The 13,509-nt window shown below is 57.7% G+C and carries 16 protein-coding genes and 1 tRNA gene; 11 read left to right on the plus strand and 6 right to left on the minus strand.

Annotated elements, in window-relative coordinates:
* Nucleotides 1-4 precede the first annotated feature (4 nt).
* From NBG89_RS05045 to NBG89_RS05070, 6 genes are all read left to right on the plus strand, one after another.
* Complete coding sequence (locus NBG89_RS05045) at nt 5-559, plus strand: YceD family protein (protein WP_431321978.1); 555 nt, start codon at nt 5-7, stop codon at nt 557-559.
* A gap of 103 nt (nt 560-662) precedes the next feature.
* Entirely contained in the window at nt 663-1,709 is a 1,047-nt protein-coding gene (gene plsX, locus NBG89_RS05050) for a phosphate acyltransferase PlsX (RefSeq protein WP_431321979.1), read from the plus strand.
* 19 nt (nt 1,710-1,728) lie between these two features.
* Complete coding sequence (locus NBG89_RS05055; RefSeq protein ID WP_431321980.1) at nt 1,729-2,700, plus strand: beta-ketoacyl-ACP synthase III; 972 nt, start codon at nt 1,729-1,731, stop codon at nt 2,698-2,700.
* Nucleotides 2,701-2,807: 107 nt separating this feature from the next.
* Nucleotides 2,808-3,146 (plus strand): integration host factor subunit alpha, encoded by a 339-nt coding sequence (locus tag NBG89_RS05060; protein ID WP_007531489.1) that lies wholly within the window; start codon nt 2,808-2,810, stop codon nt 3,144-3,146.
* 218 nt (nt 3,147-3,364) lie between these two features.
* The gene (locus NBG89_RS05065) at nt 3,365-3,907 is read left to right on the plus strand and encodes a MerR family transcriptional regulator (protein WP_088691750.1); all 543 of its coding nucleotides are present in this window, start codon (nt 3,365-3,367) and stop codon (nt 3,905-3,907) included.
* Between the two features lie 128 nt (nt 3,908-4,035).
* Nucleotides 4,036-4,701, plus strand: a complete 666-nt coding sequence (locus tag NBG89_RS05070) for an HAD family hydrolase (protein ID WP_431321981.1) — start codon at nt 4,036-4,038, stop codon at nt 4,699-4,701.
* A 6-nt stretch (nt 4,702-4,707) separates the two neighbouring features.
* Here NBG89_RS05070 and NBG89_RS05075 read toward each other — a convergent pair whose 3' ends face one another.
* Nucleotides 4,708-4,860, minus strand: a complete 153-nt coding sequence (locus NBG89_RS05075; protein WP_431321982.1) for a hypothetical protein — start codon at nt 4,858-4,860, stop codon at nt 4,708-4,710.
* 172 nt (nt 4,861-5,032) lie between these two features.
* Nucleotides 5,033-5,467, minus strand: a complete 435-nt coding sequence (locus tag NBG89_RS05080) for a CAP domain-containing protein (RefSeq protein WP_431321983.1) — start codon at nt 5,465-5,467, stop codon at nt 5,033-5,035.
* A gap of 585 nt (nt 5,468-6,052) precedes the next feature.
* Here NBG89_RS05080 and NBG89_RS05085 point away from each other — a divergent pair.
* The 5 genes from NBG89_RS05085 to NBG89_RS05105 all read left to right on the plus strand — a co-directional run bounded on the left by NBG89_RS05085 (nt 6,053) and on the right by NBG89_RS05105 (nt 9,130).
* Nucleotides 6,053-6,751: a glycosyltransferase gene (locus tag NBG89_RS05085; RefSeq protein ID WP_088691753.1), complete on the plus strand. Its 699-nt coding sequence runs from the start codon at nt 6,053-6,055 to the stop codon at nt 6,749-6,751.
* A 250-nt stretch (nt 6,752-7,001) separates the two neighbouring features.
* Nucleotides 7,002-7,871 carry a 3-deoxy-manno-octulosonate cytidylyltransferase gene (locus NBG89_RS05090; protein ID WP_431321984.1) on the plus strand — a complete coding sequence of 290 codons (870 nt, stop codon included), beginning with the start codon at nt 7,002-7,004 and terminating at the stop codon, nt 7,869-7,871.
* A 349-nt stretch (nt 7,872-8,220) separates the two neighbouring features.
* A tRNA-Pro gene (locus NBG89_RS05095) sits at nt 8,221-8,297 on the plus strand.
* Between the two features lie 227 nt (nt 8,298-8,524).
* On the plus strand, nt 8,525-8,740 hold the full coding sequence (locus NBG89_RS05100; protein WP_431321985.1) for a hypothetical protein: 216 nt from the start codon (nt 8,525-8,527) through the stop codon (nt 8,738-8,740).
* Nucleotides 8,741-8,917: 177 nt separating this feature from the next.
* On the plus strand, nt 8,918-9,130 hold the full coding sequence (locus NBG89_RS05105; protein ID WP_431321986.1) for a hypothetical protein: 213 nt from the start codon (nt 8,918-8,920) through the stop codon (nt 9,128-9,130).
* A gap of 27 nt (nt 9,131-9,157) precedes the next feature.
* Here the strand turns inward: NBG89_RS05105 and NBG89_RS05110 are convergent, their stop codons facing one another.
* The 4 genes from NBG89_RS05110 to NBG89_RS05125 are packed head-to-tail and all read right to left on the minus strand — an operon-like array spanning nt 9,158 to nt 13,506.
* Nucleotides 9,158-9,451, minus strand: a complete 294-nt coding sequence (locus tag NBG89_RS05110) for a helix-turn-helix domain-containing protein (protein ID WP_088691756.1) — start codon at nt 9,449-9,451, stop codon at nt 9,158-9,160.
* Between the two features lie 10 nt (nt 9,452-9,461).
* Nucleotides 9,462-10,724 (minus strand): O-antigen ligase family protein, encoded by a 1,263-nt coding sequence (locus NBG89_RS05115; protein ID WP_431321987.1) that lies wholly within the window; start codon nt 10,722-10,724, stop codon nt 9,462-9,464.
* The gene (locus tag NBG89_RS05120) at nt 10,721-12,280 is read right to left on the minus strand and encodes an undecaprenyl-phosphate glucose phosphotransferase (RefSeq protein WP_431321988.1); all 1,560 of its coding nucleotides are present in this window, start codon (nt 12,278-12,280) and stop codon (nt 10,721-10,723) included. Before NBG89_RS05120 ends, NBG89_RS05115 begins: the two co-directional genes overlap by 4 nt.
* A 56-nt stretch (nt 12,281-12,336) precedes the next feature.
* A complete protein-coding gene (locus NBG89_RS05125) occupies nt 12,337-13,506 on the minus strand; it encodes a glycosyltransferase (protein ID WP_431321989.1) in 1,170 nt (389 codons plus the stop codon).
* Nucleotides 13,507-13,509: the final 3 nt, after the last annotated feature.

The following is a 13,509-nucleotide window of genomic DNA, read 5'->3' on the forward strand; positions in this document are numbered from 1 at the left end:
GACGATGAAGAACAAGAGAGATGATGTGCCGTTCTCCTATCTGGTAAACGTCGGTCATATATCGGTCAATCCTGTCGAGGTGCGCCTGGAGGCGGACAAACAGGAGTTGGAGGATCTTGCCAAGAGCTGGAATGTCCTTTCCGTGGACAGCCTCAAGGCAGAACTCCAGATCGCGCGGTGGAAGCGCGACGGCATCCGCATGAAAGGCAGGGTTCAGGCGAATATTGTTCAATCCTGCGTCGTCACCCTTGAGCCTGTCCCTTCTGCAATCGACGAGACTTTCGAGCAGATCTTCGTGCCCGAGAATTCGAAGCTCGCGCGTCGACCGGCCAATGATGCAGGTGAAATGGTACTCGACCCTGATGGTCCGGACCTTCCCGAGAGTTTTACCGGCGATACGATCGATGTAGGTGAGGTGGTGACGGAATTTGCGGCTCTTGCGATCGATCCTTATCCGCGCAAGCCAGGCGTTGAGTTCGCTGGTCACATAGAAGACACCGGGGAAAGCGATAAAAAGCCGTCCGCCTTCGCCGTGCTGAAGGATTGGAAAAAGGACTGAACCCCGTTGGGGATTTGACACAATTCAGTTGTAAGCGACGGGAAAACCGGTATTTTGGCCGAAATTTCGCCCGCCGGAGGCGAAAAATAAGGATCAGGGACGCGTGATCAGAATTTCTATCGACCTCATGGGTGGCGACTATGGTCCCCAGGTTGTCATCCCCGGCGCCGCTAAGGCACTGGAAAGACATCCCGATATTTCATTCGTGATGTATGGTTTGAAGGAACAGTGCGAGCCGGTTCTCGACAGGTTTCCGAAGCTTAGGGAAAAGACCGTTTTCCACGATTGCGAACTGGCCGTCCGAATGGACGAGAAGCCGAGCCAAGCGCTTCGCCGTGGTCGCTATGTTTCCACCATGTGGCGGACGATCGAGGCGGTGAAGACGAAGGAAGCCGACGTTGCCGTGTCTGCCGGTAATACCGGCGCCCTGATGGCGATGGCCAAGTTCTGTTTGCGTACGATGGCCAACATCGAGCGCCCGGCGATCGCTGCGATCTGGCCGACGCTGAAGGGCGAGAGCATCGTGCTTGATGTCGGCGCGACGATCGGCGCGGATTCGCAGCAGCTGTTGGATTTTGCCCTCATGGGCGGGGCAATGGCCCGTGCGCTGTTCGAGATCGAACGTCCGACGATCGGCTTGCTGAACGTCGGTGTCGAAGAGATCAAGGGCCAGGAAGAAGTGAAGGAAGCAGGTCGCCTGCTCCGCGAGGCAAACGTCGACTCGCTCGAGTACTATGGCTTCGTTGAAGGAAACGATCTCGGCAAGGGGACCGTCGACGTTGTCGTTACCGAAGGCTTCTCCGGCAATATCGCTTTGAAGGCTGCCGAAGGAACGGCGCGCCAGATCGGCGAATATCTGCGCGCCGCAATGTCGCGCACGCTGCTTGCCAAGATCGGCTACTTCTTCGCCAAGGGCGCATTCGACATGTTGCGCGAAAAGATGGATCCGAGCCGTGTGAACGGCGGCGTCTTCCTTGGCCTCAACGGTGTCGTCATCAAGAGCCACGGTGGCGCCAACGCCGAAGGCATCGCTGCTGCCATCGAGGTCGGCTACGACATGGCCAAGAATGGCCTCAATCAGAAAATAGAAAACGATCTTCAAAAGTATCATGCCAAGCGGCTGCCCCCGATCGGGCCGGAAGCCGCATGAGCGACGGGGTTTATGCAATATGATCCGTTCAGTTGTTCGCGGGTTCGGAGCCGCACTTCCGAGACGCGTTATGACCAATCGCGACATGGAAGATGTCGTGGACACATCAGACGAATGGATTGTCCAGCGTACGGGCATCCGCCAGCGCTACATCGCCGGTGAGGGGGAGACGACGTCGTCGCTCGGTGAGGCTGCGGCGCGCGCGGCGCTCGACAGAGCCGGTCTGACGGCAGCCGACATCGATGTCATCATCTGTGCCACCTCGACGCCGGATAACACGTTCCCGGCGACCGCCGTCAACATTCAGAACCGCCTGGGCATGCACCATGGCTTTGCGTTCGACGTCCAGGCCGTTTGCACGGGTTTCGTCTATGCCGTGACGACGGCCGATGCCTATATCCGCGGTGGCCTCGCCAAGCGCGTGCTGGTGATCGGTGCCGAGACCTTCTCGCGCATTCTCGACTGGAACGATCGGACGACCTGCGTCCTCTTTGGTGACGGCGCCGGCGCGATCGTGCTCGAGGCAGCGGAAGGCGAGGGCACGACTGCGGATCGTGGAGTGCTGACGGCGCATCTCCGCTCCGACGGCTCCCACAAGGAAAAGCTCTACGTGGATGGCGGCCCCTCGACGACAGGTACTGTGGGCAAGCTGCGCATGGAAGGCCGCGAAGTCTTCAAATATGCGGTCGGCATGATCACCGACGTCATTCAGGCCGCCTTCGATGCGACCGGGACGACGGCCGACGATCTCGACTGGCTCGTTCCGCACCAGGCCAATCGCCGTATCATCGACGGCTCCGCCAAGAAGTTGCATATCGCGCCCGAGAAAGTAGTCATTACGGTTGATCTTCACGGCAACACGTCTGCGGCCTCGATTCCGCTCGCGCTGGCCACGGCAGCCGGCGATGGCCGGATCAAGGAAGGCGATCTGGTGATGCTCGAAGCGATGGGTGGCGGCTTCACCTGGGGTGCAGCGCTCCTGCGCTGGTAACGCGAAAATCCAAAAAACTACCGACGAACAAGAGCTTGACCGTGAGGCGCAAGACAAATACTCTTTGTTCGCTTTCATAATATAATTGGCAAATGGGCGGGGAAACCATGACCGGAAAGACAGTGACGCGAGCAGACCTGGCGGAATCGGTTTTTCGCAAGGTCGGTCTTTCGAGAACCGAATCTGCCGAGCTCGTAGAAACTGTCATCGACGAGATTTGTAACGCGATTGTTCGCGGCGAAACCGTCAAGCTCTCGTCTTTTGCAACCTTCCAGGTGCGCGACAAGAATGAGCGGATTGGTCGCAATCCTAAGACCGGCGAGGAAGTGCCGATTTCTCCCCGCCGCGTCATGACTTTCAAGGCGTCCAATGTCTTGAAAACGCGGATTCTCAAGGCGCATACTCTGCGCAAAACCAAGCAGAAGGCCGCGAATCCGGCTTCCTGATCGGGCTAAAGAGAGGCAATTCTCCTTTCGCTCGGCGACAACAATCTGCAATCCTCCCTGAACGATCGGTGCGGTATTCAAGACGTGACTTGAATTCGCGGCGTCAAACCGTTGAAATATGATGAGTCGCGGCTCGGTTCTGACGTTCGTGAGACACAGCTGCGCCTCACCAGCCGAACAGACGCGCGGCGCACCCCGAGACCGCGTAGGGAGTAAGGATGTTGGATAAGAGCCCCGATGCGTTCCGCACCATCAGTGAGGTGGCGGACGACTTAGACCTTCCACAGCATGTCTTGCGCTTCTGGGAAACGCGGTTTCCTCAGATCAAACCGATGAAGCGCGGCGGCGGTCGCCGCTATTACAGGCCCGAGGATATCGATCTCCTGAAGGGCATTCGCCACCTGCTCTATGATCACGGCTACACGATCAAGGGCGTGCAGAAGCTTCTGAAGACCAATGGCAACAAGTTCGTTATCTCGATCGGACATGGCGATCTCGCCAGCGTGCAGGCGCTGACAGGCGGTCAGCAGGATGGCGCCGATTCCGCCGAACCGCGGGTCGGAATATCCGACGAGGACCAGGTCGTCGGCCGCGCCAAGCCGCCGATCACACGGCGCTTTTTCAATTTCGGGGGTAGTGATGAAGAATCCCCCGAGATCTCGATCGGTAAGTCAAGCGTCGGCAAGGAGGATCGGGCTTTGCTACAGGAAGCGCTCTACGATCTCCTCGAATGCAAGCGCTTATTGGATCAAGTTCGTTGACCCTGTTTGCCGGCGCGGCGCAACGGCTTGGTGAGTGAAGCGTCGCCAGCTCGGCGGATGCGCAGGCGCTGTAGGGTGTCTATACGTCGGCACCGAGTTCGATTTCAGTCAGTACCAAGGAAACCTTCGTGACCGCGTCTCATTTCGTTCCGGGCAAATACTACGACGCCTTCCTGTTCGACATGGACGGTACGCTGTTGAACTCGATTGCGGTGGTCGAACGGGTCTGGAGCGAATGGGCAATACGGCATGGATTCGAACCGGAGGTTTTTCTCAAGACGATCCACGGCATTCGCGCATCTGACGTCATTCGCCAGCTGGCGCTGCCGGGCGTCGATCCGGAGTACGAGGCAAGGCAATTGCTGAAGGAGGAGATGGAGGACGTTGGGGGCATCATCGAGATTCCCGGCGCGATCGATTTCCTGAACAGCATTCCGCCGGAAAAATGGGCGATCGTCACCTCGGCACCGATCGAACTCGCCCGACGGCGCATGGCGGCGGCGAGCATTCCGATACCGGTGGCGATGGTGAGCGGTGAAGAAGTGGCGGCCGGCAAACCGAGCCCGGAGTGCTACCTGCTGGGCGCAAAGCGCCTCGGCGTCGATCCGGCGAAATGCCTGGTATTCGAGGATGCCGTTGCCGGAATTCTCGCTGGCGAAGCGGCGGGCGCGGATGTGACGGTGATTACCGAAACGCATACGACGCCGTTCGTAACGCCGCATTTTTCAATTCCCGACTACCGGGGCTGGCGTGTCGACACCGGCCCCGACGGCCGCGTTGCGTTGGTCAAATAGCCACTGCTAGTGCTTGCGCTGTTGCTGCGCCTGCTTCTTCATGCGCTCAAAAGCGGCAAGCATCTTTGCCTTCACCGAACCCAGTGTCCCGAGTTTATGCCCGCAGGTGAAGCAGACAAGGATATCGGTGTCGACGGGCTCCGGCCGCTCGAATTTCATTCGGGTGTTCCTGCATTTCGGGCAGGGGATCTCGATCTGCATGTTCTTATCCAACGCTCGTGTTTCGCAGGTTTCTTATTCGGGGAGGGCTGGACGAGCAAGCATTTTCGATCCGGATGCCGACGGCTGCAGGTTCCCGCGATTCGGAGGTTCAGTCAAAATCTATGGGACGCTATCTGCAAGCGAAGAAAGTCGAGTAGCCTCCGACTACGGATACTCCTGCATACCGCAGGTTGGGTCGAAGCAGGTTCGTGTTATGACCTGGGGAGTTCCTCCATCCGGAAAAAAGCTGCTGCGGCGTCATATATCCAACACCGACGTTTTCCGAGCACACCACACTGAGGCCTGCAGCCCTTGCTTGCGCTGATCTTTGGCGGAAGCCATCGTGGCTGATGGCTCTTCGGACTGCTTGATATTGGCTATGTTGTCGGGCCAATGCTTTCAAAGTGCCATTTGCGGCCAGCGGAGATAGGCCGCGGCTCGCCCTGTAAGAATTGATGAGCGCCAACGTCTGGGCGCCAAAATCGCCGGTCGTCGTTGGCGGCTGCGCTGCACCTATACATGCCGAACTCAGAACCATAATTGCTATTGCTTGCAGGGTTTTCATGGTCAGCTTTCCCTATCTTAGCAACGATTCGCCTTTGATTGGTCTATAATGACCAGACACAAAGCAAGCGGCCTTGGCAACTGACGCGCGCCACGGGACTGCTATATCGCACAGGATACGTCGGCTCGGTCATCCCAGGTTTGCCCGAAAAGCCGAGCCCACATTGTGCTGCTGACTGTTCGCCATGGCGCTCTTAGAAGATGCCGAGGTCGTTCGCAACAATCCCCGGAGGCTGGGGCGGGACGGGCTTCGGCGCATGGATCAGTTTCGCATGCCCTGTGGACTGCTGCGTCGATCCCCTCCAAATTGCCGGATACCCACTCGAGGCGCGCGTAGATCGCGAAGTGTCCACATTTTTTGTCGTTTAAGGTGAGTTTTGTTGTTTACATTTGTTATTCACATTTGCTCAAATTGGACTTGAGCTTGGAGAAGCGTTTCTCACGCTCGACCGTAAAAAACAGTCGGGGCATTCAATGCGCCCCAGGGCATCATCGTTTCGATGCGCGGCTAGCAGTAATCGGCGCTGACAAGAACAGCGCCGAGTGTTCCATCGGCCGCTGATTACTGAAGAAAAGGGGAGTGCGTATGGCAGAACTTTCGGTCTATATCGGTTGGGATTCACGCGAAGATATCGCCTACGAAGTCGCGAAGAAATCGCTGCTTGAACATGCCTCGATCGAGGTTGATGTGCATCCGATCAAGCTACAAGACTTGATCGATCGTGGCGTCTACACTCGCGCGGTCGATCCACTGGCATCGACGGAATTCACCTATTCCCGGTTCTTTACGCCATGGCTTGCCGATTACAAAGGCTGGGCCTTGTTTTGCGATTGCGACTTCCTGTTCTTTGGCGACGTCGCTGACCTACTGCAGTATCGCAATGAAGACCATGCCGTTGCCTGCGTCCATCATGATTACACGCCGAAGGAAAGCGTGAAGATGGATGGAAAGGTCCAGACAACCTATCCGCGGAAGAACTGGTCCTCGTTCATGCTCTTCAATTGCGGCCATCCCTCCACCCGCAAATTGACGCCGGAACGCGTCAATGCGGAAACCGGTGCGTTTCTTCACCGCCTTCAATGGGCAGATGACAGCGAGATCGGGGAGATTCCGGAAGAGTGGAACTGGCTGGAAGGCTGGAGCTCGAAGCCGTCCGCCGGCTATCCCAAGGGTGTTCACTATACCAACGGCGGCCCTTGGTTCAAGAACTGGCAGGATGTCGAGTATGCCCAGAAGTGGCTCGACAAGGCGCTCGCGATCGATCCTCAGTTCGCTCCGGTGTGATGCTTGAATCTCGGCGTTTTCGTCAAGCTAAGTTCGTTGGATCGGCACGAGTAGCCTGCTTGTGGGCTTCCGTATCGCCCGAGGCACCGTTATAGGGACGAGCGGTGTAGTGAAACGGTGCCTTTTGGCGTCTTCGTTGGATGCCGGTGCGGCTGGTGAAAACTAGGACAGGCGAAGAAGTGGGAACGGCGATCGCGCAACTGTCGTGCACGCGTTCCTTTAGGGCGACAACATAAACACGGTTTGGACGATGAGCAGATCTGATACCAGCGATCTAGAAGCGATGAACGCCACTCCTGCAGCGGAAATCAACTCGGAGGACTGGAGATCATTTTTTATCGGCTACAGCGATATCGTCTTGGTCGCAAACAGCGACGAGGTCGATATTGATGAGCTGACGTCGCGCTTTCCTGAGACCACGCTCTTTGTCTTCTTCAACAAGGTCTACAAGGTCCTGAGCGAACCCTTTAGGCGCGCTGCCGTTCTGGTGTCGCGAAGCGGAGCACAGGGAGCCAACCTTGTCAAAAGCGGCAAGGTGTCCAAGGTTCTCCCGTATTTTGATAAAAGCAGCTTCCTCGGGATCATCAATCTGACTATCGGTGGCAGCGAAAGGCCTAGCCCAGCTTCCGCATTTGGTGATGTGAAGGTCAGGCATCTGGATCTGACGGATGTGTTCGCTCCGTTTTATCCACCCACAAGTCTGCCGACCAGCGGATTTGCGTTGTGCTTTTGGCTCGCCAACCTCCAATTGGGAGTAAGGGTCACCCTGGCGGGCTTCTCGTCCAAGCGAAGCGAGCGCTATCAGGTTTTTGACGTTCATGACTGGACGTTCGAACAAGTGGTCCTGCGACTAATGTATCGCCGCGGGAAGATCGACATTCTTGGCCGCGAGCGGACCAATCCTTATGCCGAGCTTTCCGCACACTTTCCGGAATACTCTCCGACCGAGATTGCTTTCACGGCAAACGAGGTGTTGGGGGAGCGTCTCGTGAATTTGAGCTCAATCGTTGACAGGCTGATGCATGTGACGAGGTTCCTTCGTTTTGTCGATAGGACCTACAAGAAGCTGAAGCCAAAGACGCAGAAGGAAAAACGATGGGAGGCGATGGAGGGCAAGTAGGATCCATCGCACAGCGATAGCGAGCCGTTCACGCTGAAACGAATTCATCAGGCGATCCCAAGCCGAGGACAGCCTCTGCATCTGCTGGTAAAGTTTCCGTTGGCTGAATGGCTTTGTGAAAACTACTAGGAGGCAGCGCCGCTGGGCGCCTGCCACGTTACGACCGGCCCAGTCGGCGTTGTTGACTTTCGATGAGAACGCAAGCGAACCGCCCGTCGGATCCCCTAGGACTTTCTATTGTCGAAGCACGCTTCTTCTCGCGCTTCATTCCTTTTTATTCACCGCCGGCGATTTTCCTCTTGCGTGTGGAATCCCAAAAGACTAACAGGATCAGGCCGTTTCGGCAGGTCGGGGCGTAGCGCAGCCCGGTAGCGCACTTGACTGGGGGTCAAGGGGTCGCTGGTTCGAGTCCAGTCGCCCCGACCATTTACAAATCAACCTTCGGCACCCCCAGAAGCCCGGAGGTAATCATCGTTACATTGTCGAAAACCAATGTGTTGCGGTGCGAGAGCGCGCTGGTTCTCGAGTATTTCCGCTGCTCGTGGTCGATTGGTGAGGCTGGCGGAAATGGAGCTCTTCAAAGCTTGCCTCGATAACTCGAATAATTATTAGAAGTGTGCAATATATGCCATGCAATTGTTGGTGGACGACGCATGGCGGACGGGAAGACCAGTGAAACATGTCGGGAATCTTTATCTGAGCCCTTTGGAGCTCTGATCGAGAAGGCGATATCATTGGGGTGGCCCGAGTACGAAGTTGCGCTGGCGCTGACCGAGCTGGCCGAGGCCTACGTTGTGAAGGTTAGTGCAAGGATCATCATTGAGGGCTCGCTCCAATCGCAGCGCGTCTCCGAGCGGTTGAAAAACTGAGGCCGGATTTGCGCGTCAAGCGGGCTCGGCAGGTGCGTTCACATAAATGTTTCTGCGGGAAATGTTGAGTTGATAAATGGCCGGCTCGGGAGCATAGTGACCGCGATCCCGGCTCTGGATGGGCGGCCGGTGATGATGTCTTCCGGTGTTTGTAGCCCCGATGGGTCCTTTGACATCATGCTCAAATCCCCAGTTCTTCCGCGTGACCTACCGCTTTTCTCTGACGATCTCGATCGTCTGTCGGAGGTACTTGATGATGTCTGCACGGACCGTGGTCTTGCACGAAACACCTCGGCCGCCGAAACCATAGGCGCGCTCCTGATACAGCTCTACCGACAGGGCGTCAGAGATCAGGACAAGCTCGCGGCACTCGCAAAGGCCTATTTGTAATCTCGAGTCTCTAAGAGCGGCGGCGGATCAATCGTCGTTCGCTGCATTGAGGTTTTCCGGGCGGATGCCTTCATCGACCCCTGTGCGGGCCCGCAATCTCACCCCCGGCCCGCCCTCATCGTGATTGCCGCTTGCGATGAAGATGATGCCCGCCGCTTCAAGCGCTTGCTTGACCGCGAGCAACGCGTGCGGCTCGCCGTCCTGCTCGTCGCGCTCCATTGTTTCGATGGTGGCAGCGGGCAGCCCGGATGCGGCTGCCAGTTGCTCTATGCTCATTCCGGTCATGGCGCGGGCGCCGCGCATTTGTGTGGCTGTGATCATGAATCAAAGACTAGCGCGCCGGCGCTCGTTCGCAAGACCGACGCGCCGTAAGACTGCGTCTATAGCGCTGTTCGAGCGCAGCGCAGCCCCAGACGACGCCGAAAAGCAGGTAGACATGCCGCCAGTGGTCGATGTCGATGACGTTGCCGATTGCGGCGTGCCCTAGTACTCCGATCCATGCAATCATCAGATAGGGCTGCCACGGGCGATCCTTGAGGAGATTCCTGAACCCGAGATAGATTGTCCAGCAAAGCATTGTGACATAGCTGAGAAAGCCGAGCCAACCGTAGCTCGTCAGCGATTTCAGCCAGACATTGTGCTCGTCTTCCGGAAACATTGTGCCAAAGACCAGCGGACCGATTCCAAGCGGTCGCTCCATCATCATCGTGAAGCCAATGCGGTGCCGGTCAAACCGACCGAGGTGTTCGCCATCATACTGCTGCACGAGTTGTGCGCGGGCTGAAAAGAGCGCGCTGACCTTCGGGAACTGCAATGCAACGACGAGTGACCCGACCAACAGCATGATCGCGGCAAGCGACAGGATAAGGATCCGCAGGCGAAACGCGCCGGTGCGTTCCTTGAGCAACATGCAGAAGACCAGAAGGACAATGCCGAGAAGAAAGAGACCCCAGGCCGCACGCGAGAAAGACAGGAATACGCCAAGTGCCAGGATCAACAACGCAAAGGCCTTGATCGGAGACGTCCTCAAATTGCCGACAAGAATGCCGTGGACGAGGTAGAGGGACGGCGGGACCAGGAATGGGCCGAATACGTTGGGATCCTGGAACGCACCCTTGGCGCGATCGTAGAGCGTGAAGACCTCGGCGCCGGGGAAGGCGTGAAAGTAGCCGAGGATTCCGAGCAGAGAGGTTATAACGGCGGCGAACGCCCAGGCATTGAAAATGAGCGGCAGGCGCCGATGGCTATCCTCGATAATCGCTGCGTAGAAGATCGCTGTGAGCGCGAGGAAGGTCGAGACCGCGACATACATCGGCCCAGTCCCGAGATCCTTCATTTGCGTCAGCGAAAGCATCCCGCCAACGTTGAAGGCAAGCAGCAATACGAGAAGTGGCGCCGTGAAACGCGAAATCCTAAGACCCAGGATGAACCAGATGGCGAGAAGGGCGGCCATCCACAGCTCGTAGGGTGCGGGTTCGTCGATGACGAAGCCGGAGAGGAAGACGCCAGAGGCGACCATCGCCGAACCAAGCAGCCGCAACGCGGCTCGTTGCGGCTGGGCAACGCGCAGAGGTGTTGCCTCGATCGCGCTCAATAGGCGTTTTCCGTATTGAACAACCGGAAGGGCGTGAGGAACAAGATTTTCAGATCGAACCAGAGCGACCAGTTCTCGATGTAATAGAGGTCGTAGGCCGTCCGGAACTTGATCTTGTCGTCGTGATCGACCTCTCCGCGCCAGCCATTGATCTGTGCCCAGCCGGTCACTCCGGGCTTCACGCGATGGCGCGCGAAATAGCCTTCCACGACGTCGCCGAAGAGGCGGTCTCGCGCCTGGGCCAGAATGGCGTGCGGACGTGGCCCAACCAAGGAGATGTCGCCTTTCAGCACGTTGAACAACTGCGGCAACTCGTCGATCGAACTCTTGCGAATGAAGCGTCCGACAGGTGTGACGCGCGGATCACCCTTGGTGACGGCGGCACGACCGGTGGGATCGCCCTTGTCCGCATACATCGAACGGAACTTGAAGATCCGGATGATCTCGTTGTTGAAGCCATGCCGGTTCTGCATGAAGAAGACCGGGCCCTTCGAGGTCAGCTTGATGGCGATCGCTGTTGCTAGCATGATCGGCCACAAAAGCGCGAGTGCAAGAAGCGTAAAGAAGATGTCAAAGCAGCGCTTGGCGACCGAGTCCCAATCCCGGATCGGCTTGTTGAAGATATCGAGCATCGGGACCGCCCCAATGCGCGAATAGGCGCGCGGACGAAAACGCAGGCGATTTGCGTGAGCGGCAAGGCGAATGTCGACCGGCAGAACCCAGAGCTTCTTCAGCAACTGCAAAATGCGCGCCTCGGCGCTGAGCGGAAGCGATATGATCAGCATGTCGACGCGCGTGATGCGAACAAACTCGACCAGTTCGGCGACCGTTCCGAGCTTCGGATAGCCTGCGACCATGATCGGCGAGCGCTTCTCGCCGCGATCATCGAAGATGCCGCAGATCCGGATATCGTTGTCGGGTTGCTGTTCGAGGACTCGGATCAGTTCCTTGGCCGGAACTCCGCCGCCCACGATCACTGCGCGGCGCTCCATGATACCGTTACGCGACCAGTTGCGGATGCCATAAGCCATCAGGAAGCGAGAGGCGAGGAGGAAGATCGCGCCGATAACGAACCAGACAAAGTAGGCCGGCACCTCTGGCGAACTGACATTGCCGGCGAGTGCGTTTGCACCAGTGACGATCACGAAGACCGAACCCCACACGGCAAAGACGCGTGGCAGTAGGCGTAGACGCGTGCGCAAGGCGGGGATCGAGTAGGTATCGGCGATCTGGAGTCCACAGACGAGAAGAGCCGCAACAATCGCGGCCGCGATGGAGCGGCCTAAAAGAGTCTCCGCCTCATTGCTCGGCCAGAGAAGGAATACAAGCAGCCCGATCAGAAACTGCGAAGCAAATTCGAACAGGCGGAACTGACCGATGATGATGGCAGGCGAACGGTTTCCACCGCTGAATTGCTCAGCGATCTGACGGGCATAGCTATTGATCGGCTCCGACTGGGCCTCTTCATTCGCGTCTTCGCTGGGTCGGTTGATGTCTGAAATCTGCTTGCGCAGCGCTTCCAGGTCAAATTGATCGCTTTTCTCTGCCTTATTCATGAGGCTACCGCCGCTGGTTATCGGAACGGCAATAGCAGAAAGCCCCTAAGAAACTTTTACGAAGCAACCACAAGAGCTTGCCTGGACTTGGGCTCCAGGAGATCGTGGTACAATTTCAAGACATCATTGGCCATCACGGACGCCGAGAAAACCGACTTCACCTGCTCCATCGACGGCATCGCGGCGTCATGCCAATCGGGGATGCGGATCGCATCCGCCATTGCGCGCGCGAGATCGTCGGAATCGCCAGGGTTGACGAGGGCAGGACTATTTCTGCCCAATGCCTCGGGAATGCCGCCGACGCGGGTCGCTATGATGGTCTTGCCGGCGCCGAGACCCTCGAGCACGATGTAAGGCATGGCTTCGGCGCGCGACGGCACGACGAGATTCTGTGACATTGCGAAGGCCTGCTGAACACGCATTGCCGGCAGCATGCTGATCCGCTTGGCCAAACCACGCTCGATCATCATGTCCCGGTATTTCTCGCGTTCTGGCCCGTCGCCGATCATTACAGCCGAAAGTGGTCGTCCAAGAATGCGCTCGGCTTTCGCGAAGGCCTCTACAAAGAGATCGGGACCCTTAAGGTCCCGAAGCATGCCGACGTAGATGTAGTGGACAGCATCCGAACGGGTCGGGATCAGCTCGAAATCACGTTCGGCAATCCCGTTGTAGATTAGCCGCGTTTCCGTCCGTGGGCGCCCAACCTTGTCCGTATAGGCATCGCGCTCGTATTCGCAGATGAAGACGAGGGCGTCGGTGAAGTACTCCTGCAGACGCTCCATGCGGAGCACAAATTGCCCCATGAGCGATCTGCGGGAATAATGCAGGCTTCCGCCGTGCGCTGTATAAAGGCGGGCTACGCGATACCTGTTCACCCGCAGGGCTGAGCCGGCGAGCCGCGCGAGCACACCGCCTTTGGCGCCGTGACCGTGCAGCACATCCGGCCGCAAACTTTTGATGTTCTTGTACGTGTCCCAAAGCATTCCTAGGTCGGAGAGGCTGACGTGCCGTCGCATCGGCATGCGCGTCAATCCCATCGCCAGGAAGGGTCTAATATCGTCGAATAGGCGGTCCTCATGCTCGCCGCCCGTGGAACTGTCGCAAAGGATGCCTACCTCGTGTCCTGCCTTGCTGTGCTCCAGCACCAGATCGCGGACATGGCGGAAGATCCCGCCGACCGGTGACCTGAAACAATGGAGGATGCGGAGCGGGTGCTGTTCAGTCATCGA

This window comes from Rhizobium sp. YTU87027 (genome assembly GCF_050644135.1).
Lineage (GTDB): Bacteria > Pseudomonadota > Alphaproteobacteria > Rhizobiales > Rhizobiaceae > Rhizobium.

Bases quoted from the DNA above. Each gene is read 5' to 3' on its own strand.
- NBG89_RS05045 (WP_431321978.1), top strand. From the start codon at position 5: ATGAAGAACAAGAGAGATGATGTGCCGTTCTCCTATCTGGTAAACGTC.
- NBG89_RS05055 (WP_431321980.1), top strand. From the start codon at position 1,729: ATGATCCGTTCAGTTGTTCGCGGGTTCGGAGCCGCACTTCCGAGACGC.
- NBG89_RS05060 (WP_007531489.1), top strand. From the start codon at position 2,808: ATGACCGGAAAGACAGTGACGCGAGCAGACCTGGCGGAATCGGTTTTT.
- NBG89_RS05065 (WP_088691750.1), top strand. From the start codon at position 3,365: ATGTTGGATAAGAGCCCCGATGCGTTCCGCACCATCAGTGAGGTGGCG.
- NBG89_RS05075 (WP_431321982.1), bottom strand. From the start codon at position 4,860: ATGAAATTCGAGCGGCCGGAGCCCGTCGACACCGATATCCTTGTCTGC.
- NBG89_RS05080 (WP_431321983.1), bottom strand. From the start codon at position 5,467: ATGAAAACCCTGCAAGCAATAGCAATTATGGTTCTGAGTTCGGCATGT.
- NBG89_RS05085 (WP_088691753.1), top strand. From the start codon at position 6,053: ATGGCAGAACTTTCGGTCTATATCGGTTGGGATTCACGCGAAGATATC.
- NBG89_RS05090 (WP_431321984.1), top strand. From the start codon at position 7,002: ATGAGCAGATCTGATACCAGCGATCTAGAAGCGATGAACGCCACTCCT.
- NBG89_RS05100 (WP_431321985.1), top strand. From the start codon at position 8,525: ATGGCGGACGGGAAGACCAGTGAAACATGTCGGGAATCTTTATCTGAG.
- NBG89_RS05105 (WP_431321986.1), top strand. From the start codon at position 8,918: ATGCTCAAATCCCCAGTTCTTCCGCGTGACCTACCGCTTTTCTCTGAC.
- NBG89_RS05110 (WP_088691756.1), bottom strand. From the start codon at position 9,451: ATGATCACAGCCACACAAATGCGCGGCGCCCGCGCCATGACCGGAATG.
- NBG89_RS05120 (WP_431321988.1), bottom strand. From the start codon at position 12,280: ATGAATAAGGCAGAGAAAAGCGATCAATTTGACCTGGAAGCGCTGCGC.
- NBG89_RS05125 (WP_431321989.1), bottom strand. From the start codon at position 13,506: ATGACTGAACAGCACCCGCTCCGCATCCTCCATTGTTTCAGGTCACCG.